Raw genomic sequence first — 26,679 nt, 5'->3', positions numbered from 1 at the left:
TTAGATGGGGAGGACGCCCAGGATGATCAGCACACCGATCCCCAGCAGGGGCAAGGCATAGTGCGTGAGGAGCCTGGAGAAGGTCTTGATCGGGTTGACGTCAGCGATGCCGCAGGCCACGTACAGCGGGGCACCCCCGGGCGGGACCGCCGCCTCACAGGAGGAGAAAACGAGCACCGCCACTGCTGCGGTCGTGGCCGGCACACCGGCCGCTACAAGGGTGGCGACTCCGACAGTTCCGACGGCGGCCATGGTTGCGGTCGCGCTGAGCGGCGCAGCGACAGCTATGACGATCAAGCCGATGAGGATGGCCAGGAGCCACAAGGGCAGGTTCATTTGGCCCAACAGCGCCGTCATCTGCTTGGGCAGTCCGGTCGCGGCCAAGGCGTTGGCACCGGCGAAAGCGAACACCACGGTAATTCCCACCACTCCGAAGCGCGGAGCGGAGCCCTGCAGCAGGTCCCACCACGCCCGGCCATTCCGGGGAAGCGCCTTCTGGCCGAGCAATGCTCCGGTAATGATGAGCACCACGGGAATCCAGACGATGATGCTGAGTGACTTGGTGATGTCTCCTCCGGTCCAGTCGGACAACGCCGAAGCAATGGCGCCGGAGGTGATGACCAGGGGAACTGCCACCACGACGAAGAGAAGAAGCGTGGCCCAGCCCTGGCCGAACGCCGTCCGTACAGCCAACCTGTGCGCGGGATCCAGGGGCGTCATGCTGCTCTTCCGTACCAGCAGCCAAGTGACGAACAGCCGGTGGAGGAAGCACCACAGCCCACCAGCCAGCAGTGGCAGCACCAGGTCGTTGATGTCCAGCAGGGGCCCTACAGTAGCCGATCCGACCAGTACGAACATCGACGCACTGAAAGGAAACGTGATGCCCATGCCCGCATTGCCTGCTACGAGCGTGGCCGCAGCGGGCTTGTCCAGTTTGGACTTCTCCATCCACGGAATCGTCACCGACCCAACAGTTGCAGCGATTGCTGCCTGGTTATGGACCACGCCGCCAAGCCCGGCGGAAGCCACGGTGGAAACCCATGCAGGTCCTCCCTTCACGCCGCCGATCACCGAATTCAGCAGGTCGATCAGCTTGTCCAGCACGCCTGTCTTGTCCAGGAGATACCCCATGAACACGAAAGCAACGGTGGCATAGACGATTTCGTCGGTGACCGCAGAGTAGAGCGCAGACCAACCAACCTGCGCCGCGGCAGCCCCGGTAAAGGGCAGGACCACCAGGAATCCAATGATCATCGCCTCCCCCACGCTGCGCTTGAACAGCGTGGTCCAGAGCAGGATGACGGCAAGGTAGGCGCCGAGGGCCCAGATGCCGATCATGGTGCTGCTCCTGACAGGACTTGCGATGCCGGTGAGTACTTCATTGTTCTCTTATTCCAATTCTTCAGTTCTTCCGCGCAAGGCGCCAGCTCAGCGCAGCGCAGCTTCCCGCTCTGCAGATTCGCCGGCCATGCGCACCAAGGCCGCAGCAGCCGCCGTCGTCATTTCTGCCGGCACGTTGAGGTCGTCCGCGAGGTAGCTCGCCGTGTCCTGCATTTCCTTGGAACGCCGCTGCGCATGTTTGGCCGTCCCCACCAGGAACCGGTCAATGACTGCTTGACCGTCACCGGCCAGCTGGCGCGCAATCTGGTCCCGGATCCACCCTTCCAATCCGGCAGCCCGGCCCGCGGTGACGGCCTCGACCACAACCGAAGCCAGGCCCTTCATCAGGACGCTCCGCAGAAGCTTATGCGCCATGGCGGCCCCCGGTTCGCCGTCGGCAATTTCGACGACGGCACCCAGCGGAGCGAGCAGCGCGGCCACCGCAGCGGATCCGGGGCCGCTCACCATCAAGGGCGTCTTCACACCCTGTGTGGGCACCGGACCAAGAATCGCGACGTCGGCGAATGCGGCCTCGGACGGGATCCGGCCCAGTTCCTGCATGACCTGCGGAGAGGAGGAAGTGAAGTCCGCGTAGCAACCGCCCTTGGCCAGCACCGGCAGGCACTCCGCGGCGACAGCGGGGGCTGCCGCCGCGCCTGTCAGGACCAGAACAATGTCCGCCCCGACGGCTGCTTCAGCAGCGGTGGCTGCGCGGACAACTCCTTCCGGAGCGGAGGGTGCCACGGGGTCGAACCCCTTGACGTGGTGACCGGCGGCAACGAGGGCTGCCGCGTAGGTGGCTCCGGCCTCGCCGAGGCCAATGACCGTGCAAACTGTCATGATCGTGTCTTTCCTGTGTGGTGTTCTGCGGGCACGCCGGCATCGCCCTGCCGGGCCGGGGGTTCGGTCCGGCAGGGCAATGCGTGGCGCGGTGCTTACTTGTGGCGTTCCGCGACGATCGCGGAGCGGCGGTTGGTTTCGTCGGCGAAGACGGCCTCGGCAGCTTCGGCGACGGCGGCGGCCTGCTCCCGGGGGACCACCACCACGCCATCGGAATCACCAATGATGATGTCGCCCGGCATTACCGGCACACCGCCGAAAGCGACCGGGCTTCCCAGCCGTGAGGGACCGTTCTTGTACGGACCGGCAGGAGTTATGGCCCGGGCGAAGACGGGCATCCCGATCTCGCCCAGGGCTTCAGCATCGCGGACGGCACCGTCCAGGGCGAAGCCGGCTATACCGAGGTTGATGGCACGTTCGCCAATCAGTTCGCCAAGCAGGGCACGGGATTCATCCCCGCCGCCGGCCACCACGATCACATCCCCGGAACGCGCCAACTGGAGAGCACGGTGGATTCCTTGGTTGTCACCGGGGCGGGTCCACACGGTAAACGCGGGACCGGCCAGGCGGGCGCCCGGCCAAACGGCCTGGATGGCGGAGTCCGCTACGCCCAGGCGGTCCATGGCATCGCCGATGTTGGCTGCCGGGAGCTTGGCGAGGCGGTCAATGACGTCCTGGTCGGGGCGGGGGAAGTCAGCGTCAAGGTCTTCGAGGACAGGAGCACTCATGGGTGTCTTCGCTTTCTGTGAGGTGGGTGGGAGCCGTTGGGGCTAGTCCTTCTTCTGGACCAGTGGCAGGACTTTCTTGAACCCGTCTTCCTGGCCGGCCCAGAACTCCTTGTAATCAGCGCCGTTGAGGTAGCTGGTCTGCAAGCCAAGGTCCTTCATCTTCTGGACCACAGTGGGATCCTCGATCGCCTTCTGGAGGGCTGCTTCGAGCTTCTTTGCGACGGCGTCCGGCAAACCTGCCGGTGCGGAGTAGCCGCGGACCGTGCCGGCTTCGATTTCATAGCCGGACTCCTTGAACGTCGGAACGTCAGGCAGTGACGGAGCGCGCTCGGCTGTCATCACGCCAAGGACGCGCGCCTTCCCCTGCTTGGTCAGGTCCGTCACGTCGCTGACGTTGGCAACCAGCACGTCCACGTGCTTGCCCAGGAAAGCCGTGGTGGCCTGCGACGCACCTTCGGAGAAGTGGACCGGGGCGAACTCGGCTCCCGTGGTTTGCTGAATCTGTGCGAGCGCGAAGTGTTCACCGGTCTGCAGGCCGGTGGTGCTGGCCGTCATGGACTTCGGTTTTGCCTTGGCAGCCTCAAGGAGTTCCTTGAGGGTCTTATACGGGCTGTCCGGTTGCACGGCGATCACGGTGGGGTCGATCACCTGGCGGCCGAGGGGCTGGAAGCTGTCGCGTGTGTACTTCGCGCCGCGCGCCGGGTCCAGCGGGGATACCACGACAGACGGCGAGCCCGTGGCGCCGATGGTGTAGCCGTCCGGCTTGGCACTGGTCAGCTGCGTGTAGCCGATCTGCCCGCCGGCACCGGGCTTGTTGATCACCTCAACATTGGTGCCCAGTTCCTTTTCAAGGATGGGTTGTACCAGGCGGGCCGCTGTGTCCACGGCCCCTCCGGATGAGAAGGAAACAATCAGGTCGATCGACTTGCCCTTCTTGGGGAAATCGTCAGCGGCTGTGTTTGCGGCGCCGGCATTGGCTCCGCAGCCGGTGAGGGCAACGAGGGTTACTGCAGCGAAGGCTGCGATGATGCGTGCACGAGGCATGGTCTTCTCCTTTGAAGTGAGGGGGATCTTGCGGGCGGGGCTTGTTTACGTTTCGGGGTCTTCCGTGAGCGCCTTGGGTTTGCGGAGCTTCAGGAGCGGGCTGAGGACAATCAGGAGTCCGATGCCGATCAGCACCATGGAGATGGGCCGGTTGACGAAGATTCCGAAGTCCCCCTGCGAGATCTCCAGCGATTCGCGCAGCGACCGTTCCATCAGCGGGCCGAGCACCAGCGTGAGCACCATGGGGGCCAACGGGATGTCCAAGTGCCTCAAGCCCAGGCCGAGGAGCCCGAACCCGATCATGACGAACACATCGAACACGTTGAAGTTGATGGTGTAGGCACCAATGACCATAAAGAGCAGGATCAGAGCGGTGAGGATGGAGGCAGGGACCCTGAGGATCGAGGTCCACAATCCCACCAGCGGAACGTTCAGGAGCAGCAGCAAAAGGTTGCCAATAAAGAGGCTGGCGATGATGGCCCAGGCAATTTCCGAGTGCTCGGTAAAGAGCGTAGGTCCCGGGGTGAGGCCCTGCTGGAGGAATGCGCCCATCAAAACCGCGATGGTGGGTGAGGCCGGGATACCCAGGGTGAACAGCGGAATGAGCGCGGCGTTGGCGTGTGCGTTGTTGGCCGTCTCCGGTCCCGCGACGCCCTCAATCGCTCCACTGCCCAGCTGCTTGCGGTGCTTCGAGAACTTCTTCTCCGCGCCGTAGGCAAGGAGGGAGGAGACAGATCCGGTCATGCCGGGAATGAGGCCCAGACCGAAACCGATGCCTGTGCCGCGTGCCATGGACGGCACACTGCGGCGCCACTCTGCCCGGTTGGGCAGCAAGGATCGCAGGCCGGGCGCGTGGACGACGTCGGCTTTGTCGCCTTTCCGGTAGGACAGGATTTCGGAGAGTCCGAAGACACCGACGATCACGGCGACGAAGCTGACGCCATCCAAAAGGTTGTCCGAGCCGAAGGTGAAGCGCGGCGCTCCCGCAACGGGATCGATGCCCACCATGGAGATCAACAAACCCAGGGCTCCGGAAATGAGCGCCTTGACCATGGACTTGCCTGCCAATGCCACCAGCAGGGAGATGCCCACCACCATCAGTGCGAAGAATTCGGGCGGACCCACCAGGAGACCCAGCTCGCCCAGCGGTTTCGCCGCGGCTACGAGGCCAAGGGTGGCTATGGTCCCGCCAACAAAGGATCCGACGGCGGCAATGGTGAGTGCCGCTCCGGCCTTGCCGATCTTGGTCATCGCATAACCATCAATGGTGGTGATCGCGGACGCTGCCTCACCCGGAGTGTTCAGCAGGACGCTGGTGATGGTTCCCCCGTATGCGGTGCCGTAGAAGATGGCACAGAGCATGATGATGGCTCCGGTCGCATCAAGGTTCATGGTCAGGGGGATGAGCAGCGCGACGCCGGCTACCGGTCCGATACCTGGCAGCACACCAATGATGGTGCCCAGGAGGCAGCCCAGGAAGGCGAAGATCAGGTTCTGCCACGTCATGGCAGCGGCAAAACCGCCAAGGAGCTCGTTAAGAGTGTCCACGTCTAAAGTCCGATCGAGTTCAAAAGGGAAATACCGGCCGGGGGAAGGGTGACGTTGAGCCCGTAGTTGAAGGCGTAGAACGCCCCGACGCTCCCGGCCAGCGCAATGATCAGGGATGAGGCCCAGCCCCTGCGTCCCCGCACCTTCAGGTGGTACATCAGGAACAGGAACATGCTGAGTTGGAAGCCGATCAAATCGAGCACGGCGGCAAGGACCGCGAGGCTCACGACGACGGAGATCACCACACCGCCGTCAACTCCCTGGGGCGTTTCGCTGGGATTTTTGAGCTCCTGGAACAGCCAGACCACGGCCATCGCGACCAACAGTCCGCCCATGGCGAAGGGGAACAACCCTGGCCCTGGACCCAGGCTGGTCCACAGGCCAAGGCCGATGGAACTGACCAGTACATAAACACCCACCGCGGCGAACGCGGCAATACCCGCCAGCACGGACTTCGCCACGCGACCCCGCGTTGTGGGCTCAACCCTGAGTGACTCCGTTGTCATGGATTCCTTCTCACGTATTTCTTGGCTCTTCCACTCCGCGATCCCCTTCGTTGCGGGATTTTGTGTTTCATAGAATGAAAGAACATTGCGTATAGAGAAATAGTGACAGGAGCCACAATGCCTGTCAAGCACAAGGAAGTTACATAGAATGAAAGGATGACTGTCAGCTCCACGCATTCCGCCAGCTCAGCCGAAGAAGGGCCCAAGGCTGCGAACATGCGCTCGCTATCCCGGGCCATGGAAGTTTTCGCGGAGCTCCAGCGCGCCGAACGCCCGCAGCGGCTCAGTGATTTAGCCAGGACCTGCGGGATGAGCCTGCCGACCACGCTCCGGATCCTCCGGGTGCTGCAGGACTTCGGCATGGTGAGCCAAACGGACAAGTCGTACCGAGTGGGGCCGGCAGTTCTCCCGGCCGCCCGGAGTTACATCGAGAACGACCCCTTGGTGGTTGCGGCCCGCCCCATACTTCAACAGGTGGCCTCACAGACGCGCCTCACTGCGTCTTTGTACACAAGGCTTGGCTTTGAGCGCATCCTGGTAGCCCGCGTTGATGGCGAGTCCCCGCTCCGCTACGACCTCCCTCTGGGCAAGCGACTTCCGCTGACGGTCGGTGCAGCCGGGAAGATCCTCCTGACCACGGCCTCGAAGGATGAGCTGGAACAGGTCGCAGCTGCAGCCGTGGCCGGTGGGCAGGAAAAGGACACCTTCACAGTGGACGAACTTCGTTCGCGGCTGCCACAGGACGGGGAGGATTATGCCTACTCGGAAGACGAGCGTGCCACGGGAGTCCTCTCTGTGGCCGTGGCGGTCCCCAACCCACATGGACGTCCCAGCGAATCCATCGCCCTGACCAGCCCCGTGGAATCAGCCAACGAGGCAGCGCTCAAGTCCGGAGTGCCCGAACTCCGGCGTGCTGCCGGCCGGCTCTCGGAACTCCTTCAGGGGTCGGTGTACTGAACCAGCACCGAAAGCCCACATCGAGGGGCGACATCCCACCCCAAAGCGCGCAGCGAGAGTGCCGAGAGGTCGCCCCTCGGCGGCCGGCGCTAGGACGCTGCGGAGGTGACGGCGAAGATCAGCGCGGAGCCGAGGGAAAGGATCCCGATGCCGTAGCCCACAACCAAAGCGCCGATGGCGAACGCACGTCCCCGTTCGCCACGCTGCTGTATCTGGTTCAAGGCGACGTGGCCTGCACCCACGACGAAGATCGCGATGACAGCCATGCCTGCGAAGAACAGGCCGACGATCGCGAGCACGGCCATGGCGGCGGCCACGATGGCTTGGCGGTTGACCGGCTGCAAGGACGTATCAGCTGGCACGGTGTGAACGATCTCCGTTGACATGTTCTCTCCCCATTCGTAAGTGCCCCGAGTCTATCCACGCTGCACCCAAATACCGGGCAGCCCCGCCTGTGGCGTGCGAGGACGTTGCCGGCCCGCTATTCCGTTGCTGGCCAACGACGAAATAGCGGGCCGGCGACGGGGAGTCGCGGGTTACCTGTGCTTGAACTCAGGTTGGCGCTTCTCGCTGAAGGCGGCCATGCCTTCCTTCTGGTCCTCGGTGGCGAAGAGCGAGTGGAACACCCGGCGTTCAAACACCACGCCCTGGGCCAGGCCCATCTCAAAGGCCGCATTGACCACTTCCTTGGCAACCATCGCAGCGGGCTTCGACTTGGACGCGATGGCTTCGGCTGCCTTCAGGGCCTCTTCGATCACTTCGGCCGCAGGAACCACCCGTGAGACCAACCCTGAACGCTCGGCTTCTTCCGCATCCATGAAGCGACCCGTCAGGATCATGTCCATGGCCTTTGCTTTGCCCACGGCCCGTGTCAGCCGCTGCGAGCCGCCCATGCCCGGGATCACTCCCAGGTTGATCTCCGGCTGGCCGAACTTGGCGTTGTCTCCGGCGATGATGAAGTCGGCCATCATGGCCAGCTCGCATCCTCCGCCCAAGGCAAACCCGGAGACTGCGGCGATCACGGGAATCCGCAGCCGGGTGAGGTCCTCCCAATGCCGGAACCAATCCGCGGCATACATCTCCATATAGCTCTTGGAGGACATCTCCTTGATGTCGGCCCCGGCAGCGAAGGCCTTGGCCGAGCCGGTGATCACCACGGCGCCGATGCCGGGATCGGTATCCATGTCCCGCACCGCGGAAACGAGTTCGTTCATGAGTGCCGTGTTGAGCGCATTCAACGCCGAGGGCCGGTTCAACGTCACCAAACCAACCCGTCCCCGCTGCTCCACCACGATGTTCTGGTACTGCTCCGTCATGCGCTCCCTCTCGCTAATGCTCATCAGGCCAGACTCTCACACGGACTTTTCGCGGATATCGGTGATGATGCCCGAGAAATCCCTGCCAGCACCTTCCCCGGCCGCATAGGCGTCGTAGATCCGGGACGCCAGCGGCCCCATTTCCGCGGCAACGCCCGTGCTCTCCAGCGCGTTCAGTGCCAGGCGCAGGTCCTTGGCCATCAATGCACCGGCAAAACCCGGTTGGTAGTCGCGGTTGGCGGGGCTCGTAGGGACAGGACCGGGAACCGGACAGTTGGTGGTCAGCGCCCAGCACTGCCCGGAAGCATTGGAAGCGACGTCGAACAACGCCTGGTGTGTGAGCCCCAGCTTCTCGCCCAGCACGAAGGCCTCTGAGACGGCAATCATGGACACACCCAGAATCATGTTGTTGCAGACCTTCGCAGCCTGTCCGGCGCCGTGGTCACCGCAGTGCACAATCCGTTTGCCCATCAGTTCCAGGATCGGCTTCACCGTTTCGAAGTCTTCCAGCAAGGCCCCCACCATGAAGGTCAAGGTCCCCGCTTCGGCCCCCACCACACCGCCGGAAACCGGGGCGTCCACGGAACGGTGGCCGGCTTCCACAGCGATGACGGCCGCCTCGCGTGCCTCGTCCACGTTGATGGTTGAGCAGTCCAGGAACAGCGTGTTCGGGCGCGCCACCGTCAACAAGCCGGCCCCTCCAACACCCCGGTAAGCGTCCAGGACGTGCTTCCCGCTGGGCAACATTGTCAGCACTACGGATGCCTCCGCGACGGCCTCCGCCGGGGTGGCGGCCATGGGTATTCCGTGCGCCGCGGCTGCTTCGACGGCCGCTGGTACGGGATCAAAGCCGATGACGTCATGCCCGGCCTTGATCAGGTTGGCAGCCATTGGCCCACCCATATGGCCGAGTCCCAGGAAAGCGATGAGTCCCGTTGCCGATTCTGCGTTCTCTGTCATGTGGTCTCCTTTAACTGGCTGCTGGACACTCTGCTGGTCACTTGGCTTCGACGGACGCGATGGCGAGTCCCAGCTCGCGTTCGCCGAGCGGTGCGAAGTACCCTTCGACGTCGGACCGCTGGACTTCTGCGAGCGTCGGCGGTTTCCACTGCGGGTTGCGGTCTTTGTCCACCACCTGCGCACGGATGCCTTCGCGGAAGTCGGGTCCGGCCAGGCAGCGAAGCCCCACCCGGTACTCCTGGTCCAGCGCTTCCTCGAGGGACAACCCCCGGACCCGCCGCAGCGATTCCAAGGTGACCTTCACGGACGTCGGCGACTTCGCCTCGATGGTGTCGGCCGCGGCAGCAGCTTCAGCACCCGCAGTGCGCAGGCTCCGGACGATCTCTTCGGCGTCGTCATGCGAGTAGGCGGCGTCGATCCACTCACGCTGGGCCGCCAGTGGCGAGTCCGGCGCGGCTTGGGCAAAGCGCTCGACGGCGGCAGCCGCCGTCGAGCTTTCCAGCGCTTCCGCCAGCGCGGGGAGGCTTTCGGACGGGACGAAGTGGTCCGCCAGCCCAAGGAACAAGGCGTCCGCACCGGAAAGGTGCGCGCCCGTCAGCGCCGCGTGGGTTCCGGTCTCCCCCGGTGACCGTGACAGCAGCAGGGTGCCCCCGACGTCGGGCACGAACCCAATGGTGGTTTCGGGCATGCCGGTGCGGGTCCGTTCGGTCACCACACGCACCGAACCGTGCGCCGAAACACCCACCCCGCCGCCCAGTACCAGCCCGTCCATGAAGGCGACATACGGCTTGGGATACTGCGAGATCAGCGCGTTCAGGCGGTATTCGTCGGCCCAGAACGCTGCTGTTTCCGTCCCGCCGTGGAGCATGTCCTTGTAGATGGCCACGATGTCGCCGCCGGCGCACAACCCGCGGTCGCCGGCTCCGCGCACCAAAACTGTGGCGATGGCTTCGTCGTCAGCCCAGTCGGTGAGCTGCTGGAGCATGGCCTTCACCATCCCGGCATTCAACGCGTTGACTGCCTTGGGGCGGTTGAGCGTGACAATGCCGAGGTGCCCACGGCGCTCAAACAGGACGTCTTCTTCCGTCTCCGCCAACCCCATCAGCTGCCTGCCGGCATCACGAAGCTGGCGCCCTGGCGGATGCCGGAGGGCCACCGTGACGTCACGGTCTTGGTCTTGGTGTAGAAACGGAAAGCGTCGGCTCCGTGCTGGTTCAGGTCACCGAAGCCGGAGGCCTTCCAGCCGCCGAAGGTGTAGTACGCGATCGGCACGGGAATGGGCACGTTGATGCCCACCATGCCCACCTCCACGCGGCTGGCGAAGTCGCGGGCGGAGTCGCCGTCGCGGGTGAAAATTGCGACGCCGTTACCGAACTCGTGCTCGCTGCAGAGCCTGAGCGCTTCGTCATAGTCAGCTGCGCGCAGCACGCTGAGGACGGGGCCGAAGATCTCTTCCTTGTAGATCTTCATGTCCTTGGTGACGTTGTCGAAGAGCGTGGGACCCACCCAGAAGCCGCCGTCGTAGCCGTCCACGGTGAGGCCGCGACCATCGGTAACCAGGGTGGCGCCCTCGTCCACGCCGGACTGGATGTAGCCCTCGATCCGTTCCTTCGCCGACGCTGCCACCACTGGCCCGAAGTCCGAGTCCTTGTCCAGGCTGTGGCCCACCTTCAGGTCCTTGACGCGCTCGGTCAGCTTGGCCACCAAGGCATCTGCTGTCTCCTGCCCCACTGGAACGGCAACGGAGATTGCCATGCACCGTTCACCCGCGGAACCGTAGCCGGCACCAATGAGGGCGTCGGCGGCCATGTCCAGGTCGGCGTCGGGCATGATCACCATGTGGTTCTTTGCCCCGCCGAAGCACTGTGCCCGTTTGCCGTGCGCTGCTGCGGTGGCGTAGATGTACTGGGCAATCGGAGTGGAGCCCACGAAGCCGATTGCCTTCACCCGCGGATCCTCCAGGAGTGCGTCAACGGCTTCCTTGTCGCCGTTAATGACGTTGAAGACACCGTTGGGCACGCCCGCTTCGCTGTACAGCTCGGCCAGGCGCAGCGGCACGGAAGGATCGCGCTCGGAGGGCTTGAGGATGAAGGCATTACCGGCTGCGAGGGCCGGGCCGGACTTCCACAGCGGGATCATGGCCGGGAAGTTGAATGGCGTGATGCCCGCGACGACGCCCAAGGGCTGGCGCAGCGAGTGGACATCGATCCCCTGGCCGGCGTTGTCCGAGAATTCGCCCTTGAGCAGATGCGGCGCACCTGCGGAGAATTCGACGACTTCGATGCCGCGCTGGATATCGCCTTTGGCGTCCGCGAACGTCTTGCCGTGCTCGGAGGATAGGAGCTTGGCGAGCTCGTCCATGTTCTCGTTGACCAGGTCCACGAATTTGAGCAGGATGCGTCCCCGTCGTTGCGGGTTCATGGCAGCCCATTCGAGCTGGCCCTTCTCGGCATTTGCGACGGCGTCGCGGACCTCGTCAGCGCTGGCCAGCGGGAGCCGGGCCTGGACTTCGCCCGTGCAGGGGTCATAGACGTCGCTGAACCGGCCGGATGTGCCGTCGATCCTCTGTCCGTCTACGTAGTGTGAAAGCTCGCGCACCATGGTGGAATGCTCCTTTGCATCGTGAATGACTGCCGTGCCGCTGGGTCTGGGACCTAGGCGGGGAACACGTGACCAACTGTGATCCAGGTCATCTCTGAACCCGAATATACTCGGACTTCCTACTAATTTCCAGAGGGCTGTTTTCCGGGCGTGGCAGCCCCTAGTGGACCTCCTTCATCCCCTTGTAGGCCTCCAGCGCCTCCGCCCGGGTGGTCTTGAGGTCCACGATCCCCTCCGGATAGTCGGGCGTGCCGAACTCGGGAATCCAGTGGGCGATGTACTTTCCCTGGGGATCGAACTTGACGCGCTGGGCCTCCGGGTTGAAAATCCGGAAGAACGGGGAAGCGTCTGCTCCGGAGCCGGCCACCCACTGCCAGTTGGCGGGGTTCGACGCCGGATCTGCATCCACCAGGGTGTCCCAGAACCACTGCTCGCCCAGTTGCCAATGGATGCCAAGGTTCTTCACCAGGAAGCTGGCAGCAACCATGCGTACCCTGTTGTGCATCCAGCCGGTGCGCCACAGTTGCCGCTGCCCCGCGTCAACCATGGGGAAACCGGTGCGGCCTTTCTGCCAGGCACGGAACTCCTCAGGGGCGGACTCGTGGCCCGGGTGCTGGCCGCCGCTCCCGTCGGAGCCGGGCCAGGCCCACGGGAACCGGTCAAATTCAGTGCGAAGGTTGGCCGTAGCCAGGTCTGGATTGTGGAAGTACTGGTGCCAGCAAAACTCCCGCCAGCCCAACTCCGAAGCGTAGATCGAAGCGCTTTCCGAGCGTCGGGAACCCAGGGCGTGCCACACCTGGAATGGGCTCAGCTCACCCCACCGCAGATAGGGCGACAGGCAGCTGCTGCCATCGGTATCGGGACGATTACGTCCCTCGCTGTAGTTGGAAAGCCCCTGGTCCACGAACTCCGCCAGGCGCTTGTGCCCTGCGGCTGCCCCGGGCGTCCACATTTCCGCCAGCCCTCCGGCCCAGTCGGGGCTGGTGGGCAGCAAGGACCACGATTCGAGGTCATCGTAGGCCGGCAGCTCACCGCCGAAGCCATGGCCCTTCTCCGGGACAGCCAAGGGTTCACGGAATTCCTGCGCGGAAATCGTCCGCCAAAAGGGAGTGAAGACCTTGTACTGGCCACCGGTCTTGGTAGTCACCTCCCAAGGCTCATGGAGCAACGAGGCCTGAGAACTTGAGGCATGCAGTCCGGCGTCGCCCGCCCACGACTTGATGCCGGCGTCGACTGTTCGCTCGGCGGAACCGTAACGGCGGTTCCAGTACAACGCGCCGGCACCTATCGCCGTCGCGGTTTGCTGGACAACCTCACCGGCCGGTCCGCGGCGGAGCAGCAAAGGAATGCCAAGGGCGGCGAGGTCTTCGCGCAGGGCTGTGAGCGAATGGTGCAGCCACCAGCGCGCCGCACCGCCATGGGGACGGATGCCGGGCGATTCTTCATCAAGGACGTACAGGGCAACAGCCGCCCCATCATCGACTGCGGCACGCAATGCTGGATTGTCGGCCACGCGGAGGTCGTCACGGAACCAAACGACGGAAGGCTTCACATCTTTCCTTTCAGCGGGCGGCCGGGAAATGGGAACAGCCCGTACCCCTATCAAATCCTAGGGGTACGGGCTGTTCGGGTATTCAGGTCAAGTCCGGTCAGGCGATGGAAGCGACAGCTTCCTGGTCGATGAGCTCTTGCACCGGCACGTCGGTGGCGGTCTCGGTCCACATGGGAACGGAGTTCACCACGTAGTCCCGTGCAGCGGCGCCAACCATGCTCATGCCCGGGTAGATCCGCTGTCCGTTTTCCTTGACCTGCTTGAGTCCTTCGAGGGCCAGCGCGGTCTTGAAGGCGGAGTCAGGAATCGGGACTTTCCGGCCGAGTACGCACCAACTGATGTACAGGCCGTAGAGTGTGTCAAAATCCAAGCCCTTCTCAGTGTCGTCCTCGAACACCACGGAGTCGCTCAGAAATATGCTGATTTGGGTGTCGGTCATTTTTCGGGGCCTCTTCTTAGAGAAGTAGGGGCCGCCGGGCTGCATCAGCGAATGTCCTATTTGCCTACTATAGCCCCTTTTTGGCCACCCAGAAGAGGAAAGCAGATTAACTCTGGATGACGGACCGGCACATCCTTGCGTTGAGAGGTCATAAAGAGCGGCCGGGATCTGGCGCCGCCCCTCGCGTCGGCGTAGCGTCGACTTCATCTCCACAAGCGGCCGAACAGGCGGCAGCGGCGGCAGCTCAAGCGGATCGGTAAGGAGCGTCTCGTGGCTGGATGGAACGCTGACACAGCAGCCGGACCGCTTGGTGCCGGGACAGTGACCTTGGTGGAAGGCTCGTCTTTCTGCATCTCCTCCGCCAACGGAGACATCCATCCTGAATTGCCCCAGGGCGTCTTCCATTTGGACACCCGGATCCTGTCCAAATGGGAGCTCACTGTCAACGGACAAGTCATCGAACCCTTGGCGGCAGAAACCAGGGAACCGTACCGGGCGTCGTTTGTCGGGAGGGTTCCCCGTCCGGATGGGCACGCCGACAGCCCCTTGCTGGTGGAGCGGCTTCGGGAAGTCGGTAACGGAATCCGCGAAGAAATCACCGTCCGGAATTACTCAAACCAAGCGACGCAATGCCGCATCCTGCTTTCTGCCGAATCAGATTTCGCCGATCTTTTCGAAGTCAAGGAAGCCCGGATTACGCGGCAATGGACCGAAACCCACCTGCCTGACGGCGATTCCCTGGAAATCCGCGGAAAATGGGAGGAAATCCGGAAAAGTGTGGTGATCCGGGCCGATGGCGCCGGTGCAGGTGCCAGGGCACTGGGTTTCACGGCCAAAATTCCCGCGTTCGGGAGCTGGAGTACGCGTGCCAGCGTGGTGCCAAAGCAACAAAGCGCCGGGGCCGCTTTTACCCATCAGGATCCGGTCGGACTCTCGCCCAGCGATCAGCGCAGGCAGGATTGGGTAGCCCGGATCCCCGTCGTGCAGCTCAGCAACCGGTCAATCGAAGACACCCTCCGCCGCAGCTACGAGGACCTCGGCGCGCTCCGCATCCAGGATCCGGACCACCCCGAAAGGGTGGTGGTGGCCGCCGGCGCCCCGTGGTTCATGACGCTGTTCGGCCGGGACTCCCTGTGGGCGTCCGAAATGGCCCTCCCCGTAGACCCCTCCCTGGCCTTGGGCACCCTCCGGACGCTGGCCGACCGCCAGGGCACGGTGGTGGATCCGGCCACCGAAGAAGAACCCGGGAAGATCCTGCACGAGGTCCGGCTGGGGGTCTCCGGGGGCCTGGCCTTGGGCGGCAAATCCGCTTATTACGGGAGCGTGGACGCCACCCCGCTGTTTGTGGTGGTCCTTGGCTCGGTGAGCCGCTGGGGTTTCGGCAAAGACGCGATCTCGGGCCTGCTCCCCCACGCGGACCGTGCCCTGGAGTGGATCCGGACCTACGGCGACCGGGACGGCGACGGGTTCGTGGAGTACGGGCGGCCCAACGAGCACGGACTCATCAACCAGGGCTGGAAAGACTCGTGGGACGGCATCAATTTTGCGGACGGCACCTTGGCTGAACCGCCCCTGGCGCTGTGCGAGGTCCAGGCGTACGTGCATGGCGCCTATGTGGCGCGCGCCTGGATGGCGTACGACGACGGCGACCTCACCTTGGCGGAAAGCCTGCGGGAACGCGCGGAGGACCTCAAGAAGCGGTTCAACGAACAGTTCTGGATGCCCGACAAGGGCTACTACGCTGTGGCACTCGACCGCGACAAGCGCCCCGTGGACGCTTGTGCTTCCAATATGGGCCACTGCCTGTGGTTCGGTTTGATTGACGACGACAAGGCCCCCGCCGTGGTGGAGCGGCTGATGTCCCCCGAAATGTTCAGCGGATGGGGTGTCCGGACGCTCGCCAAAGACATGGGTGCCTACAACCCCGCCAGCTATCACAACGGCTCCGTATGGCCGCATGACAACGCGCTGATCGTTTCCGGGCTGCTCCGCTATGGCTTCGTGGAGGAAGCCCAACGGATAGCAACCGCAATGCTGGAAGCCGCCGAGATCTCAGGCGACCGCCTACCCGAGCTCTTCTGCGGATTCGATCGCACTCAATTCCGGGAGCCCGTCCCTTATCCGACGGCCTGCTCGCCGCAGGCGTGGGCCGCCACCACGCCCATCCACCTGGTCATGAGCCTGCTGCGCTACGACACCCACATCTCACTGGGCGGCATCTGGCTGGACCCGGTGCTGCCGCCGTCGTTCGGGGACCTGCACATCCGCAACGCGCCCATGGGCAGCGGGCGGATCACCATTGACGCCGCAGGCACGCAAGCCACGGTCAAGGGTATTCCCGAAGGCCTCACAGTCCATCACGGGCAACGGCCGTGGATGACCGACCTTGTTGAGCGGGCCCATCACCGGACTCCCGACAAAACCTAGGCACGGAAGTCTGTTACTGGATGGCTGCCTTGAGTTCCTTCGCTGCCAGTTCCGGAAGCTGGACGTCCGGTCCCGCACTGAGGCCATTGCTCTGGCCCACAGCGCGGGACTCCGGTAATAGCTAGGCGTCGATCACCATATCGGTGCGTGCCGTGGAGCAGCAGGGCAGGAACTTGCCGGCGTCGATTTCCCGCGACCGGATTCCGCCCTGGTGGTTCATTTCCACCTCGCCTGACAACTTGACCACCTTGCACGAACCGCACATTCCTTCCTTGCAGTTGGCACCTATCCTGACACCCGCGCGCTGGGCCGGCCCGAGGATATGTTCGCTGGGGTCGATGCGCACATTGATGCCGGTCCGCATGAAGGACAGGGTGAGGCTTCCGGTTCCAACGGTCTCGAAGCTCGAAGCATCAGGTGCTGCAGCCTCGGGCGCGGTCGCCACGCCGTCCCCGGTCCCGCCGTCATTCGCTTCGGAAGCCGAGGCTCCGGCGTCGACGGTTTCCAGGGTGAGCCCGGACGCTTCCAGTGTCCCTTCCGCGTCGTAGCCGGGCTCGTAGAGACCGAACGCGGCTGGCTGGCTTTCAAAGTAATCCTCGGCAGAATCGGCGATCTCGTCCGCGATTTCCTCGGCAATGTCGGCCGCGATGGCCAATTCTGCCTGGTACTCCAGGAGCGTTTGGCGGTCGCCGGTGAAGAACTCCATGTAGATGGACGTGTCGTCGACGCCCACCTTCTTCAGGAGCTCCGTGGCTGTATTCAGGTAGCCCTCCGGACCACAGGCATAGACCTGCCTGCCGTTGGCATCAGGGGCCACCTCATCGAGCATGGCCGCCGTCAGCCGTCCGCTGAACCCTTCCCATCCTTCCGGCTTGCTGCGGTCGCCCAAGGAGTAGAAGACCTTGACGCGGGAATCCACGGAGGCGATGTACGCCAGCTCCCGGTGAAACGCGAAGCCCCCGGCCTCAGCTCCGTGGTACAGCACCACAACGTCGGCGTGGCCGGGCAGGGAATGGATGGTCCGGACCATGGACATGATGGGGGTAATGCCTGCGCCGGCCGCCAGCAGCAGGTAGCGGGCGCGCCGGTCGGCGTCGGGCAGGTGGAAGGCTCCCACGGGACCGAGCATCTCCAGCACCGTGCCGGGCTTGACGTTCTCATGCACCCACGGCGAAACCAGACCCCCGGCGTCGCGCTTGACGCTGATGCTGAAAGTCCACGGCTCGGTGGGGGAACTGGACAACGAGTAGCTGCGGTCCACCGGCTCCTGGTCCTCGCCGTTCACTGGGAATGCGATGTTGACGTACTGTCCGGCACGGAACGCCAAGGGCGCACCATCGCAGCGCCGGAAGACGAAGGTCATGAGGCCGCCCGCTTCGGGAACAGTCTCCACGCATTCAGCCATGAACTCCTGGGGATGCCACGGGCCCAGCGCACGGGCCGCACGGGCTGGCGCCTCAGCGCTTCCCATCACCCTGTTCCAGGGCATCTCGAGGCCGCGGATGCGTTGAGGTTCCTGGATGGCGGTCTCAGTGAGGAGTTCCATCATGCCAAGTGCTCCTGGACCCGCTGCACGTACCAGTTGATGAAGGCCTCCACCTGGTATTCGCTCTTCATGTACGGGCCGGGCTCGTAGGCGGGGCTGCCGGCGCCCTTCTGGCAGAGCTCCACGAACGCCTTGTCCTGCAGGTTGGTTTGCTTCCAGGTGTACGTGAGTTTGTCCAGATCGTAGTCGACGCCTTCAACGGCGTCGTCGGCCACCAGCCACGTAGTACGGACAAGGCTCTGGTGTTCGTTGATGGGGAAGACTCCGAAGGTGATCACGTGGTCACCGAGGAAATGGAACCAGCTGTTGGGCTGCAGGTGCATCGAACAGCGGCCAAGGCGGAAGTCCCTCAAGTCGCCGAGCAACTTTTTGGAAAGCCTCCGGCCATCGGGCGAGAACGATTCGCCTTCACCGTCCAGCGATTCGCGTGAGATGCGGATTCCTGCGATGCGCGTGTCCAGCTCTTCGACCACTTCATAGGGAAGGCCGTAGCGGCGGCAGCGCTCTTCCAGCGAGGACTGTGCTTCCTTGTTGCGGTCCCACACTTCCTCGAGGTGTGCCGGGATCAGTCCCTCAGTGAGGCCCCAGGTAGGGAAGAGGGAGCAGGCGAGCTCCGGGTGCCCGTCACAGTGGTAGCACTCACGGTTGTTCTCCATGACGAGCTTCCAGTTGCCCTCTTCGATGATGTTCTGCTGATAGGCAATCTTCGTTTTGGACAGATCGTGGGGCGCGAGGTACGGCTCGAAGATCTTGGAGGTCTCGTCGAAGTCGGTGGGGGGCTCGTCGGCGATGCAGACAAAGATGAGTCCGGCGACCTCACGGCTGTGGGCACGCTTGAGGGCGAAGCAGTTCTTGTCGAACTTGGCCTCACCGGGTGCTGAAGCGTGGATCAGGTTGCCCTCGGGCGAGTAGGTCCAGGAGTGGTAGCCGCACACCAGGTTTCCCGTGGAGCCGGTGGATTCGGTCAGGACGCGGGCGCCGCGGTGGCGGCACACATTGTGCAGGACGTTGACGCCACCATCGTCGTTGCGCAGCACGATCAGGGAGTAGGGTCCGTAATCCACCGTGATGTAGTCACCGGGCTCGGGCAGTTCGGCAACGCTTCCGGCAAAGATCCAGTGCTGGCCGAAGATGGCTTCCATGTCGATGTTGAAGATCGTGGAGTCCGTGTAGAAGGGGGCGTCCAGGGAATACCCCGGGCGGCGGAACTCGAACAACTCCGTAATTTCAGCGAGCTGCTCGGCGGGCAATGTGGAGGCGAGTTTTCCGCGTGCTTTGAGGGGTGAGTTCACTGGAGCAGTCATGGGGTTCCTCCCGGGAGGCTGGGTGAGTACGTGTTTGGGGGATGCCGCGGGTGCTTCTTTGCGCCCGGCGTTTTCGAAGTCTTCGTAGTAAGAGATTAGGGACGATCGACCTGCAACAAAAGCGCAACATTTAGGAGATAACTCTGCACTTTAGGTGCATGATGGGTGCATGATCGATCCACGGCTGATTACCCTCCGGGTGTTTGCCCGCTGCGGCACCGTCGGGGCAACCGCGGAACTCACCGGCTACTCTCCCTCCGCAGTTTCCGCCCAGCTGCGCGAGCTCCAACGCATGCTGGGGATGCAACTGCTCACCAAGGACGGCCGGGGCGTGCGCCTGACGGCTACGGGCCGCTTCCTCGTCTCCGGCTCGGACACCCTGATTGCGGATTGGGAAAACCTGCGGGCCGCGGCCATGAAGGCCGGCGACCAGGTCCAGTCCCACTTCGGCCTCGGCGGATTTTCGACGGCGGCCGCCCAGTTGCTCGCGCCGCTGGCCGCCACGCTCCGCACAACCCGGCCCCTCCTGGAAGTGCAGGTTTTGGAGGCCAACCCCTCACGCTGCTTCGATTTGCTGGTTGCCGAGCGAATCGATCTCGCAGTCATTGTTGCCATGCAGTCCGACACCTACGGGGAAGACGATCCGCGTTTCGAGCAAACCGTCCTGCTGGACGATCCCCTGGACGTCATCATTCCCGCCGACCACCCACTGGCGACCCGTGCAACGGTGACACTCGAAGAGCTGGCATCCGAACCATGGATCACCGAGGCGGCCGGCTCCACCTACCATTCCTTGTTCACGGCGGCATTCACCGCCGTCGGAGTCACACCGCGGATAGCCCATGAGGCCGTGGAATGGGAGACCCAGATCGCCTTCGTGGGAGCAGGTCTGGGCGTGGGCCTGTTGCCGAGGCTGGCACCATTGCACGGTGCCGAAAACGTGGTCCGGCTACGCATTACGGGCAAGGGCAAGCCTGCACGCCGCATCGTCGCTGCGGTGCGCAGGGGAAGCATGGCCTCGCCCCTCATCAAGGAGTCACTGGATATCCTCCAGAAGACGGCGCAGCGCATCCTCACGGCCCGGCCCGAGGATGAGGCCTGAGCCTGGCGCGTTCGCTGTTCGGCTAGGCCCACACCTCGTACCCGGTGGACTGATCAAAAAGCTTCCGCCGATCGGCTCCGTGCGCTGCGATCCAAAGGACGGAGTCATCAGCCGCCGCCTGTTCCACCACCCCGGTCATTACGCGGTCGCCCTCGAGCCACACTTCCACCACATGTCCTGTCAGCTGGGCCCAGTCCTTGCGCAAGGCCCGCCCATCCACCGTCCTGGGCTGCGTCGTCTGCGGCATCCCACTCACCAGCCGCGCTCGGCGAGGCGGTGGGGCTGCGGGATCTCGTCGACATTGCTGCCGGCCATCGTGCCGCCCGTGAAGCGAATGTGTTCCAAAAGCGGGTCTCGTGTAGTCATGTGATACTCCGGGGAATTGGGGGGATTCCATCTCAAGCACCGGATGGACGCTGGGTAGCTGCCAGCCGACCCCTGATATACGGATGATATATTAGTAGAAGGATCCAGTATGCTGGGCCGTTAGCGCCGCGTCAACCGTCCCCACGGGAGCTGTCGCGTCAGTGGAACTACTGCCCCTATGCCGCGAACAATGCCTGACGGACGGCGCGCTCAAACCCGTTGACATGGACCCTGGCGAGCTCGGCGGCCTCATCTTCTTTGCCATCGATAACTGCCTTCAGAAGGTCCAGATGCTCGCGGACGTGATGTTCCAGGTCCGGCAAGCGGTCCAGCACCATGCACCAGATGCGCGTCGCCAGGTTGTCGTAACGGATCAGGATGTCTTCCAGGTGCGGGTTGGCAGCCGCCGCGTAAATGCCCTGGTGAACGCTTGCGTCGAGCCGTAGCGTCTCCACAACCGAGGCGGCACTGACATCAAAGTCCTCCACAGCACCCATCACGCTCCGCAGCCGCTCCCTGGTGGCGGCCGAGGCGACCCGTGCCGCACGGGCTGCGGCAAGGGGCTCCAATTGCGCCCGGATTTCGGAGATGAAGGCCAGGTCGGTCACTTCCACACGGGTGGCAAATGTTCCCCGCCGCGGGTAGGTAATCACCAGGCGGTCCAGCTCCAACCGCTTCAGGGCTTCCCGAACGGGAGTGCGCCCGACTTCCAGTTCCTTGGCGAGTTGCTCGTCGTTGAGGATATCCCCCGGTTTGATCTCAAGCATCAGGAGTCGATCACGCAACCGTTCATATGCCACGTCAGCCAGCGATTTCCTGGTGGCGTCGCCGATGCTTGCAAGAGTTCCAGTAGCCACCGAGCCAACTCCTTTTTCAAGAACGGGAAATCTATTGACCTGCTCTGGACACCAGTATACGCTGATTTCCAATCCTAATATATCAGTTCACGTCCCAAGAATATATCTAGGCAAACATCCCAGGAGGACCCATGACCCTCGTAGCTTCAGACCCCCACCTCAGCACTCTTCCGGCTGAACGCGGCCAGCTCAAGGACGAGCAGGCGCAGAAGTTCGTACTCACATTGTCGTGCGTCGAACAGCCCGGCATCGTGCAGGCAGTCACCACTTTCCTCTTCGACCGAGGCTTCAATATCGAAGAACACCAGCAGTTTGACGACAGCCTCCGCCAGACCCTGCACCTCCGCACGGCCTTCTCTGGGGCCAAGAACTACACACCGGAGCAGCTTGAGGACGAGTTCCGCTCCATCGCGGACCGCTTCGACATGAAGTTCAGCTTCCACGGCGAAACCAAGCAGCGGGTCCTGGTGATGGTCTCCAAGTTTGGCCACTGCCTCAACGACCTCATCTTCCGCTGGCGCGGGGGCAGCCTTGGCGGTGAGCTGGTAGCAGTTGTCTCCAATCACGAGACTCACCGCGCGATGGCCGAGGCAGCGGGCCTGCCCTTCATCCACGTTCCCGTCACCGCGGACACCAAGGCCGAAGCGGAGCAGAGGCTCCTGGATCTGGTGGACGAATACGAGGCCGACCTCGTGGTCCTGGCCCGCTACATGCAGGTCCTCTCTGACGACCTGTGCCGCAAGCTCGAAGGCCGGGCGATCAACATCCACCACTCCTTCCTGCCCGGCTTCAAGGGTGCCCGCCCCTACCACCAGGCCTATGACCGCGGAGTAAAGCAGGTGGGCGCAACAGCCCACTACGTCACTGCCGAACTGGACGAGGGACCGATCATCGAGCAGGAAGTCATCCGCGTGGACCACAGCTACGGCCCCAACGCGCTCTCCACCGTGGGCCAGGATGCCGAAGCCCTTGCGCTTTCCCGTGCCGTCCGCTGGCACTGCGAACACCGCGTCCTCCTGGACCAGACCAGCACGATCGTCTTCCGCTAACCAGCCCGTCCAGCCCCAGACCCACGAACTTCAGCAGGAGAATTCTTCATGGCAACCACGCCTCGCATTGTCATCATCGGAGCCGGGATCGTCGGCACCAACCTCGCCGACGAACTCGTCACCCGTGGTTGGAACAACATCACCGTCCTGGACCAGGGACCACTGAACATGCCTGGCGGGTCCACCTCGCACGCACCGGGCCTGGTCTTCCAGACAAACCCCTCCAAGTCCATGGCCCTCTTCGCCAAGTACACGGTGGAGAAGCTCCTGTCCCTCACGGAGGACGGCCAAAGCTGCTTCAACCAGGTAGGCGGCCTTGAAGTTGCCACCACCGAAACCCGCTTGGCGGACCTCAAGCGCAAGCTCGGCTATGCGCAGGCGTGGGGCATTGATGGCAAGATCCTCTCCCGGGAAGAGTGCAAGGAGCTTTACCCGCTCATCAACGAGGAAGACATCCTCGGCGGACTCCACGTCCCCAGCGATGGTTTGGCCCTTGCCGCCCGCGCAGTCCAGTTGCTCATCAAGCGCACTGAGGCCGCAGGCGTCACCTACCTGGGCAACACCACCGTCACCGGAATCGAGCAGGAGGACCGCCGCGTTACGGGTGTCCAGACCGCGGACGGCGTCATCCCCGCCGACATCGTGGTTTCCTGCGCCGGTTTCTGGGGTGCCAAGATCGGCGAGATGATCGGCATGTCCGTGCCGCTCCTGCCGCTGGCACACCAGTACGTCAAGACCACTCCGGTGCCGGCCCAGAAGGGTAAGAACCCGCAGCCCAACGGTGCTTCGCTGCCCATCCTGCGCCACCAGGACCAGGACCTTTACTACCGCGAGCACGGCGAGCGCTACGGCATCGGCTCCTACGCACACCGCCCCATGCCGGTGGACCTGGATGAGCTTGGCGACTACGAGCCCAGCAGCATCAGCGAACACAACATGCCGTCACGCCTGGACTTCACGCTCGAAGACTTCCTCCCCGCGTGGGAAGCAACCAAGCAAATCCTCCCGGCATTGCGCGAAAGCGAAATCGAGGACGGCTTCAACGGCATCTTCTCCTTCACCCCGGACGGCGGCTCCCTGGTGGGCGAGTCCAAGGAAGTGGATGGTTTCTTCGTTGCCGAGGCCGTGTGGGTCACCCACTCCGCCGGCATCGCCCGCGCGGTGGCAGAGCTCCTGGTTGACGGGAAATCGAAGATTGATCTTGGCGATTGCGACATCCACCGCTTCGAAGAGGTCCAGCTCACGCCGGAGTACGTCAGCGAGACGTCCCAGCAGAACTTCGTGGAAATCTACGATGTCATGCACCCGCTCCAGCCCAAGCTCTCCCCCCGCAACCTCCGCGTCAGCCCCTTCCACGCCCGCCACAAGCAGCTCGGCGGCTACTTCCTGGAAGGCGCCGGCTGGGAACGCCCTTACTGGTTCGAGGCCAACGCCGAACTGCTGAAGGAAATGCCGGACGAGTGGCAGCCACCTGCACGTGACGCCTGGTCCGGGATGTTCAGCTCCCCCATCGCTGCAGCGGAAGCCTGGAAGACCCGCACGGCAGTTGCCATGTACGATATGACGCCGCTGAAGCGCCTGGAAGTTTCCGGCCCCGGAGCCCTGAAGCTCCTGCAGGAACTGACCACCGGCGACCTCGCCAAGAAGCCCGGTGCCGTCACCTACACCCTGCTCCTGGATGAAGCCGGCGGGATCCGAAGCGACATCACGGTTGCCCGCCTGGATGAGGAGACCTTCCAGCTGGGTGCCAACGGCAACATCGACACCGCCTACTTTGAGCGCGCGGCCCGTCACCAGACCAAGAACGGAAGCGCCAGCGACTGGGTCCAGGTCCGCGACACCACTGGTGGCACGTGCTGCATCGGCCTGTGGGGTCCGCTTGCCCGCGACCTGATGAGCAACGCCAGCAGCGACGACTTCACCAACGACGGCCTGAAGTATTTCCGCGCCAAGAAGGTCACCATCGGCGGCGTCACTGTTACGGCCATGCGCCTTTCCTACGTAGGTGAACTCGGCTGGGAGCTTTACACCAGCGCGGACAACGGCCAGCGCCTCTGGGATGCGCTCTGGAAGGCCGGCCAGCCATTCGGTGTCATTGCCGCAGGCCGTGCCGCGTTCAGCTCGCTGCGCCTCGAGAAGGGCTACCGCTCGTGGGGAAGCGACATGACCACCGAGCACGACCCCTACGAATCCGGCCTGGGCTTCGCCGTGAAGATGACCAAGGAGAACTTCATCGGCAAGGCCGCCCTTGAAGGACGCACCGAGGAAGGCTCCGCGCGCCGCTTGCGCTGCTTGACGGTCGACGACGGCAGGAGCCTGGTGTTGGGCAAGGAACCGGTGTTCTACAAGGACCAGGCTGTTGGTTACGTCACCAGTGCCGCTTACGGCTACACGGTGAGGAAGCCGATTGCCTACGCCTACCTGCCAGCCGCTGTGTCCCTCGGCGACTCAGTGGAAATCGAGTACTTCGGACGCCGTATCCAGGCCACCGTCACCGAAGATCCGCTGTACGACCCCACCATGAGCAGGCTCCGCGGCTAAAGCCCGGCGCCCCAGTCGGCCAGCGGCCCGGACCCAACCCAGCGCAACCAGGTCCGGGCCGCTGCCATTCCATGCTTCTCCACCTCAGCCCAGGAAGACTCATGATCAGTTCAGAATCCATCACCGACTACCTCGCGAGGCTCGCTTCACGCCAGCCCACCCCGGGAGGGGGTGCTGCCGCAGCAGTTCACGCTGCCCAAGGTGCGGCGCTGGTGGGAATGGTGGCCAGGTACACCACCGGTCCGAAATACGAGCAGTACGCCGATCACGTCGCCCGCATCACCACCGAGGCGGACCAATTGGTGGTTGAAGCGTTGCGCCTCGCCGACGCCGACGAGCATGCTTTCCAAGGCGTCATTGACTCCTACAAGCTCCCCTCGGGTACGGACGAACTCAAAGCTGCACGAACGGCGGCCATCCAGGACGCGTTGGTCCAAGCCGCCCAAACTCCCGCGCAGCTCATCACGCTTGCCGGAAACGTAGTGGACCTTGCAGCCGAGCTCTTTGACGTGGCAAATCCCAATGTCATCAGCGACATCGCCGCAGCAGCGGATGCCGCCCGCGCTGCGGCCACCACGGCCCGCGTGAACATAGACATCAACGTAGTTGCCATCAAGGATGGTGCTGCCCGGTCCCGCTTGGCTGAACAGACCGACGGACTCGAGGACAAGGTGGTCCTCGCGGCCGATTCCCTGACGAAGCGCGTCCGCGAAAGGATCCTCGCTTGAATACCTCAGTACTGTCCGGCAAGAGGCTCGCCGGCCTCATCCAGCAGCGGGCACAGGACGAAGCCCGCCCCCTTGAGGCCAGTGGCCTGCGCCCCGTCCTGGCGGTGGTAGTGGCTACGGAGGACGAGTCCACACATTGGTATGTCCGATCCATTGAGCGTTCAGCCGCACGCGCAGGAATCGACTGCCGGATCGTCGACCTTGGCCACGACGCCACCGAAGAAGTGCTCGCCGGGGTGTTGAGGGACCTGAGCGCGGAACCTTCCGTCAACGGCATCATCCTCCAGACGCCGCTGCCTGCCGGCGTCCGGGCTGACGGACTGGTGGGCCTCATAGCTCCGGATAAGGACATCGACGGCGCCAATCCCCTTAGTCTCGGACGCCTGGCTGTCGGCCAGCCCGCGTTCGCTCCGGCCACGGCACGCGCCGTTGTTGAACTTTTGGACCACTACGAGGTTCCCGTCGCTGGAAGAAGCGTGGCCGTCGTCGGGCGTTCCGCCGTAGTAGGCAAGCCGCTGTCCCTGCTGCTCCTCCAACGGGACGCAACCGTCACCATCTGCCACTCGAAATCGGGCGAGCTGGGGCGCTTTACCCAGCCAGCCGACGTCGTGGTTGTTGCCGCCGGACGGACCGGGCTGCTGAAGGGCAGCCATGTGACGCCGGGGACGGTAGTGGTGGACGTCGGCACCAATGTCCTGCCCGACGGTTCCCTTGTAGGGGATGTTGACGAAGCCACCGTCACCGGGGTTGCAGCCGCATTGAGCCCGGTTCCGGGCGGCGTCGGGTCAGTGACCACCGCACTCTTGCTGCTGCACACCGTCGAAGCTGCCCGGCAGCAGTCCCGCAGCGGATTGCTGACCACTTGCACGTCCCGGATCTGAAGGGATT

24 protein-coding genes are annotated in these 26,679 nt (G+C 63.8%); 7 read left to right on the top strand and 17 right to left on the bottom strand.

Features of this window, described 5'->3' with window-relative positions; translation table 11 throughout:
- The 6 genes from J2Y68_RS21265 to J2Y68_RS21240 form a co-directional block, all read right to left on the bottom strand.
- Nucleotides 1–1,338, bottom strand: a complete 1,338-nt coding sequence (locus J2Y68_RS21265) for a TRAP transporter large permease subunit (protein ID WP_309996769.1) — start codon at nucleotides 1,336–1,338, stop codon at nucleotides 1–3.
- 90 nt (nucleotides 1,339–1,428) lie between these two features.
- On the bottom strand, nucleotides 1,429–2,220 hold the full coding sequence (locus tag J2Y68_RS21260; protein WP_309996766.1) for a DUF1932 domain-containing protein: 792 nt from the start codon (nucleotides 2,218–2,220) through the stop codon (nucleotides 1,429–1,431).
- Nucleotides 2,221–2,315: 95 nt separating this feature from the next.
- Entirely contained in the window at nucleotides 2,316–2,948 is a 633-nt protein-coding gene (locus J2Y68_RS21255) for an RraA family protein (RefSeq protein WP_309996764.1), read from the bottom strand.
- 42 nt (nucleotides 2,949–2,990) lie between these two features.
- Complete coding sequence (locus J2Y68_RS21250) at nucleotides 2,991–3,992, bottom strand: tripartite tricarboxylate transporter substrate binding protein (protein WP_309996761.1); 1,002 nt, start codon at nucleotides 3,990–3,992, stop codon at nucleotides 2,991–2,993.
- Nucleotides 3,993–4,037: 45 nt separating this feature from the next.
- Nucleotides 4,038–5,540, bottom strand: coding sequence for a tripartite tricarboxylate transporter permease (locus J2Y68_RS21245; protein WP_309996759.1), 1,503 nt, complete (start codon nucleotides 5,538–5,540; stop codon nucleotides 4,038–4,040).
- Nucleotides 5,541–5,542: 2 nt separating this feature from the next.
- Nucleotides 5,543–6,046 carry a tripartite tricarboxylate transporter TctB family protein gene (locus tag J2Y68_RS21240; protein WP_309996758.1) on the bottom strand — a complete coding sequence of 168 codons (504 nt, stop codon included), beginning with the start codon at nucleotides 6,044–6,046 and terminating at the stop codon, nucleotides 5,543–5,545.
- 156 nt (nucleotides 6,047–6,202) lie between these two features.
- Between J2Y68_RS21240 and J2Y68_RS21235 the strand changes: the two genes are divergently transcribed.
- The gene (locus tag J2Y68_RS21235) at nucleotides 6,203–7,003 is read left to right on the top strand and encodes an IclR family transcriptional regulator (RefSeq protein ID WP_309996756.1); all 801 of its coding nucleotides are present in this window, start codon (nucleotides 6,203–6,205) and stop codon (nucleotides 7,001–7,003) included.
- Nucleotides 7,004–7,092: 89 nt separating this feature from the next.
- Here the strand turns inward: J2Y68_RS21235 and J2Y68_RS21230 are convergent, their stop codons facing one another.
- The 7 genes from J2Y68_RS21230 to J2Y68_RS21200 all read right to left on the bottom strand — a co-directional run bounded on the left by J2Y68_RS21230 (nucleotide 7,093) and on the right by J2Y68_RS21200 (nucleotide 13,871).
- Nucleotides 7,093–7,389 carry a DUF4190 domain-containing protein gene (locus tag J2Y68_RS21230; RefSeq protein ID WP_309996753.1) on the bottom strand — a complete coding sequence of 99 codons (297 nt, stop codon included), beginning with the start codon at nucleotides 7,387–7,389 and terminating at the stop codon, nucleotides 7,093–7,095.
- 150 nt (nucleotides 7,390–7,539) lie between these two features.
- Nucleotides 7,540–8,319 (bottom strand): enoyl-CoA hydratase, encoded by a 780-nt coding sequence (locus tag J2Y68_RS21225; protein WP_309996866.1) that lies wholly within the window; start codon nucleotides 8,317–8,319, stop codon nucleotides 7,540–7,542.
- Between the two features lie 36 nt (nucleotides 8,320–8,355).
- Nucleotides 8,356–9,279: a 3-hydroxyisobutyrate dehydrogenase gene (gene mmsB, locus J2Y68_RS21220; protein WP_309996751.1), complete on the bottom strand. Its 924-nt coding sequence runs from the start codon at nucleotides 9,277–9,279 to the stop codon at nucleotides 8,356–8,358.
- A 37-nt stretch (nucleotides 9,280–9,316) separates the two neighbouring features.
- Nucleotides 9,317–10,381: an enoyl-CoA hydratase/isomerase family protein gene (locus tag J2Y68_RS21215; RefSeq protein WP_309996747.1), complete on the bottom strand. Its 1,065-nt coding sequence runs from the start codon at nucleotides 10,379–10,381 to the stop codon at nucleotides 9,317–9,319.
- Nucleotides 10,381–11,880: a CoA-acylating methylmalonate-semialdehyde dehydrogenase gene (locus tag J2Y68_RS21210; RefSeq protein WP_211713834.1), complete on the bottom strand. Its 1,500-nt coding sequence runs from the start codon at nucleotides 11,878–11,880 to the stop codon at nucleotides 10,381–10,383. Before J2Y68_RS21210 ends, J2Y68_RS21215 begins: the two co-directional genes overlap by 1 nt.
- A 160-nt stretch (nucleotides 11,881–12,040) precedes the next feature.
- On the bottom strand, nucleotides 12,041–13,432 hold the full coding sequence (locus tag J2Y68_RS21205; protein WP_309996741.1) for a cryptochrome/photolyase family protein: 1,392 nt from the start codon (nucleotides 13,430–13,432) through the stop codon (nucleotides 12,041–12,043).
- Nucleotides 13,433–13,529: 97 nt separating this feature from the next.
- Complete coding sequence (locus tag J2Y68_RS21200) at nucleotides 13,530–13,871, bottom strand: hypothetical protein (protein WP_309996738.1); 342 nt, start codon at nucleotides 13,869–13,871, stop codon at nucleotides 13,530–13,532.
- A gap of 270 nt (nucleotides 13,872–14,141) precedes the next feature.
- Between J2Y68_RS21200 and J2Y68_RS21195 the strand changes: the two genes are divergently transcribed.
- The gene (locus J2Y68_RS21195; RefSeq protein ID WP_309996735.1) at nucleotides 14,142–16,298 is read left to right on the top strand and encodes an amylo-alpha-1,6-glucosidase; all 2,157 of its coding nucleotides are present in this window, start codon (nucleotides 14,142–14,144) and stop codon (nucleotides 16,296–16,298) included.
- Between the two features lie 121 nt (nucleotides 16,299–16,419).
- Here the strand turns inward: J2Y68_RS21195 and J2Y68_RS21190 are convergent, their stop codons facing one another.
- Nucleotides 16,420–17,847, bottom strand: a complete 1,428-nt coding sequence (locus J2Y68_RS21190) for a ferredoxin reductase (protein ID WP_309996732.1) — start codon at nucleotides 17,845–17,847, stop codon at nucleotides 16,420–16,422.
- On the bottom strand, nucleotides 17,844–19,148 hold the full coding sequence (locus J2Y68_RS21185) for an aromatic ring-hydroxylating oxygenase subunit alpha (RefSeq protein ID WP_309996729.1): 1,305 nt from the start codon (nucleotides 19,146–19,148) through the stop codon (nucleotides 17,844–17,846). Before J2Y68_RS21185 ends, J2Y68_RS21190 begins: the two co-directional genes overlap by 4 nt.
- Nucleotides 19,149–19,317: 169 nt before the next feature.
- Here J2Y68_RS21185 and J2Y68_RS21180 point away from each other — a divergent pair, with 169 nt between their 5' ends.
- The gene (locus tag J2Y68_RS21180; protein ID WP_211713840.1) at nucleotides 19,318–20,250 is read left to right on the top strand and encodes a LysR family transcriptional regulator; all 933 of its coding nucleotides are present in this window, start codon (nucleotides 19,318–19,320) and stop codon (nucleotides 20,248–20,250) included.
- A 22-nt stretch (nucleotides 20,251–20,272) separates the two neighbouring features.
- On the opposite strand, the gene J2Y68_RS21175 is transcribed toward J2Y68_RS21180, so the two are convergent.
- On the bottom strand, nucleotides 20,273–20,497 hold the full coding sequence (locus tag J2Y68_RS21175; protein ID WP_309996725.1) for a hypothetical protein: 225 nt from the start codon (nucleotides 20,495–20,497) through the stop codon (nucleotides 20,273–20,275).
- A gap of 295 nt (nucleotides 20,498–20,792) precedes the next feature.
- Nucleotides 20,793–21,473, bottom strand: a complete 681-nt coding sequence (locus J2Y68_RS21170; protein ID WP_309996724.1) for a GntR family transcriptional regulator — start codon at nucleotides 21,471–21,473, stop codon at nucleotides 20,793–20,795.
- Nucleotides 21,474–21,604: 131 nt separating this feature from the next.
- Here J2Y68_RS21170 and purU point away from each other — a divergent pair, with 131 nt between their 5' ends.
- The 4 genes from purU to J2Y68_RS21150 all read left to right on the top strand — a co-directional run bounded on the left by purU (nucleotide 21,605) and on the right by J2Y68_RS21150 (nucleotide 26,672).
- On the top strand, nucleotides 21,605–22,522 hold the full coding sequence (gene purU, locus J2Y68_RS21165) for a formyltetrahydrofolate deformylase (protein ID WP_309996721.1): 918 nt from the start codon (nucleotides 21,605–21,607) through the stop codon (nucleotides 22,520–22,522).
- 48 nt (nucleotides 22,523–22,570) lie between these two features.
- Nucleotides 22,571–25,063, top strand: a complete 2,493-nt coding sequence (locus tag J2Y68_RS21160) for a GcvT family protein (RefSeq protein WP_309996718.1) — start codon at nucleotides 22,571–22,573, stop codon at nucleotides 25,061–25,063.
- A 101-nt stretch (nucleotides 25,064–25,164) separates the two neighbouring features.
- On the top strand, nucleotides 25,165–25,791 hold the full coding sequence (locus J2Y68_RS21155) for a cyclodeaminase/cyclohydrolase family protein (protein WP_309996715.1): 627 nt from the start codon (nucleotides 25,165–25,167) through the stop codon (nucleotides 25,789–25,791).
- Nucleotides 25,788–26,672 carry a bifunctional 5,10-methylenetetrahydrofolate dehydrogenase/5,10-methenyltetrahydrofolate cyclohydrolase gene (locus J2Y68_RS21150; RefSeq protein ID WP_309996714.1) on the top strand — a complete coding sequence of 295 codons (885 nt, stop codon included), beginning with the start codon at nucleotides 25,788–25,790 and terminating at the stop codon, nucleotides 26,670–26,672. Before J2Y68_RS21155 ends, J2Y68_RS21150 begins: the two co-directional genes overlap by 4 nt.
- The last annotated feature ends 7 nt before the right edge of the window (nucleotides 26,673–26,679 follow it).

Source organism: Paenarthrobacter nitroguajacolicus (genome assembly GCF_031455195.1).
GTDB lineage: Bacteria > Actinomycetota > Actinomycetes > Actinomycetales > Micrococcaceae > Arthrobacter > Arthrobacter nitroguajacolicus_D.
This window is presented reverse-complemented; position numbering and strand designations above follow the sequence as displayed.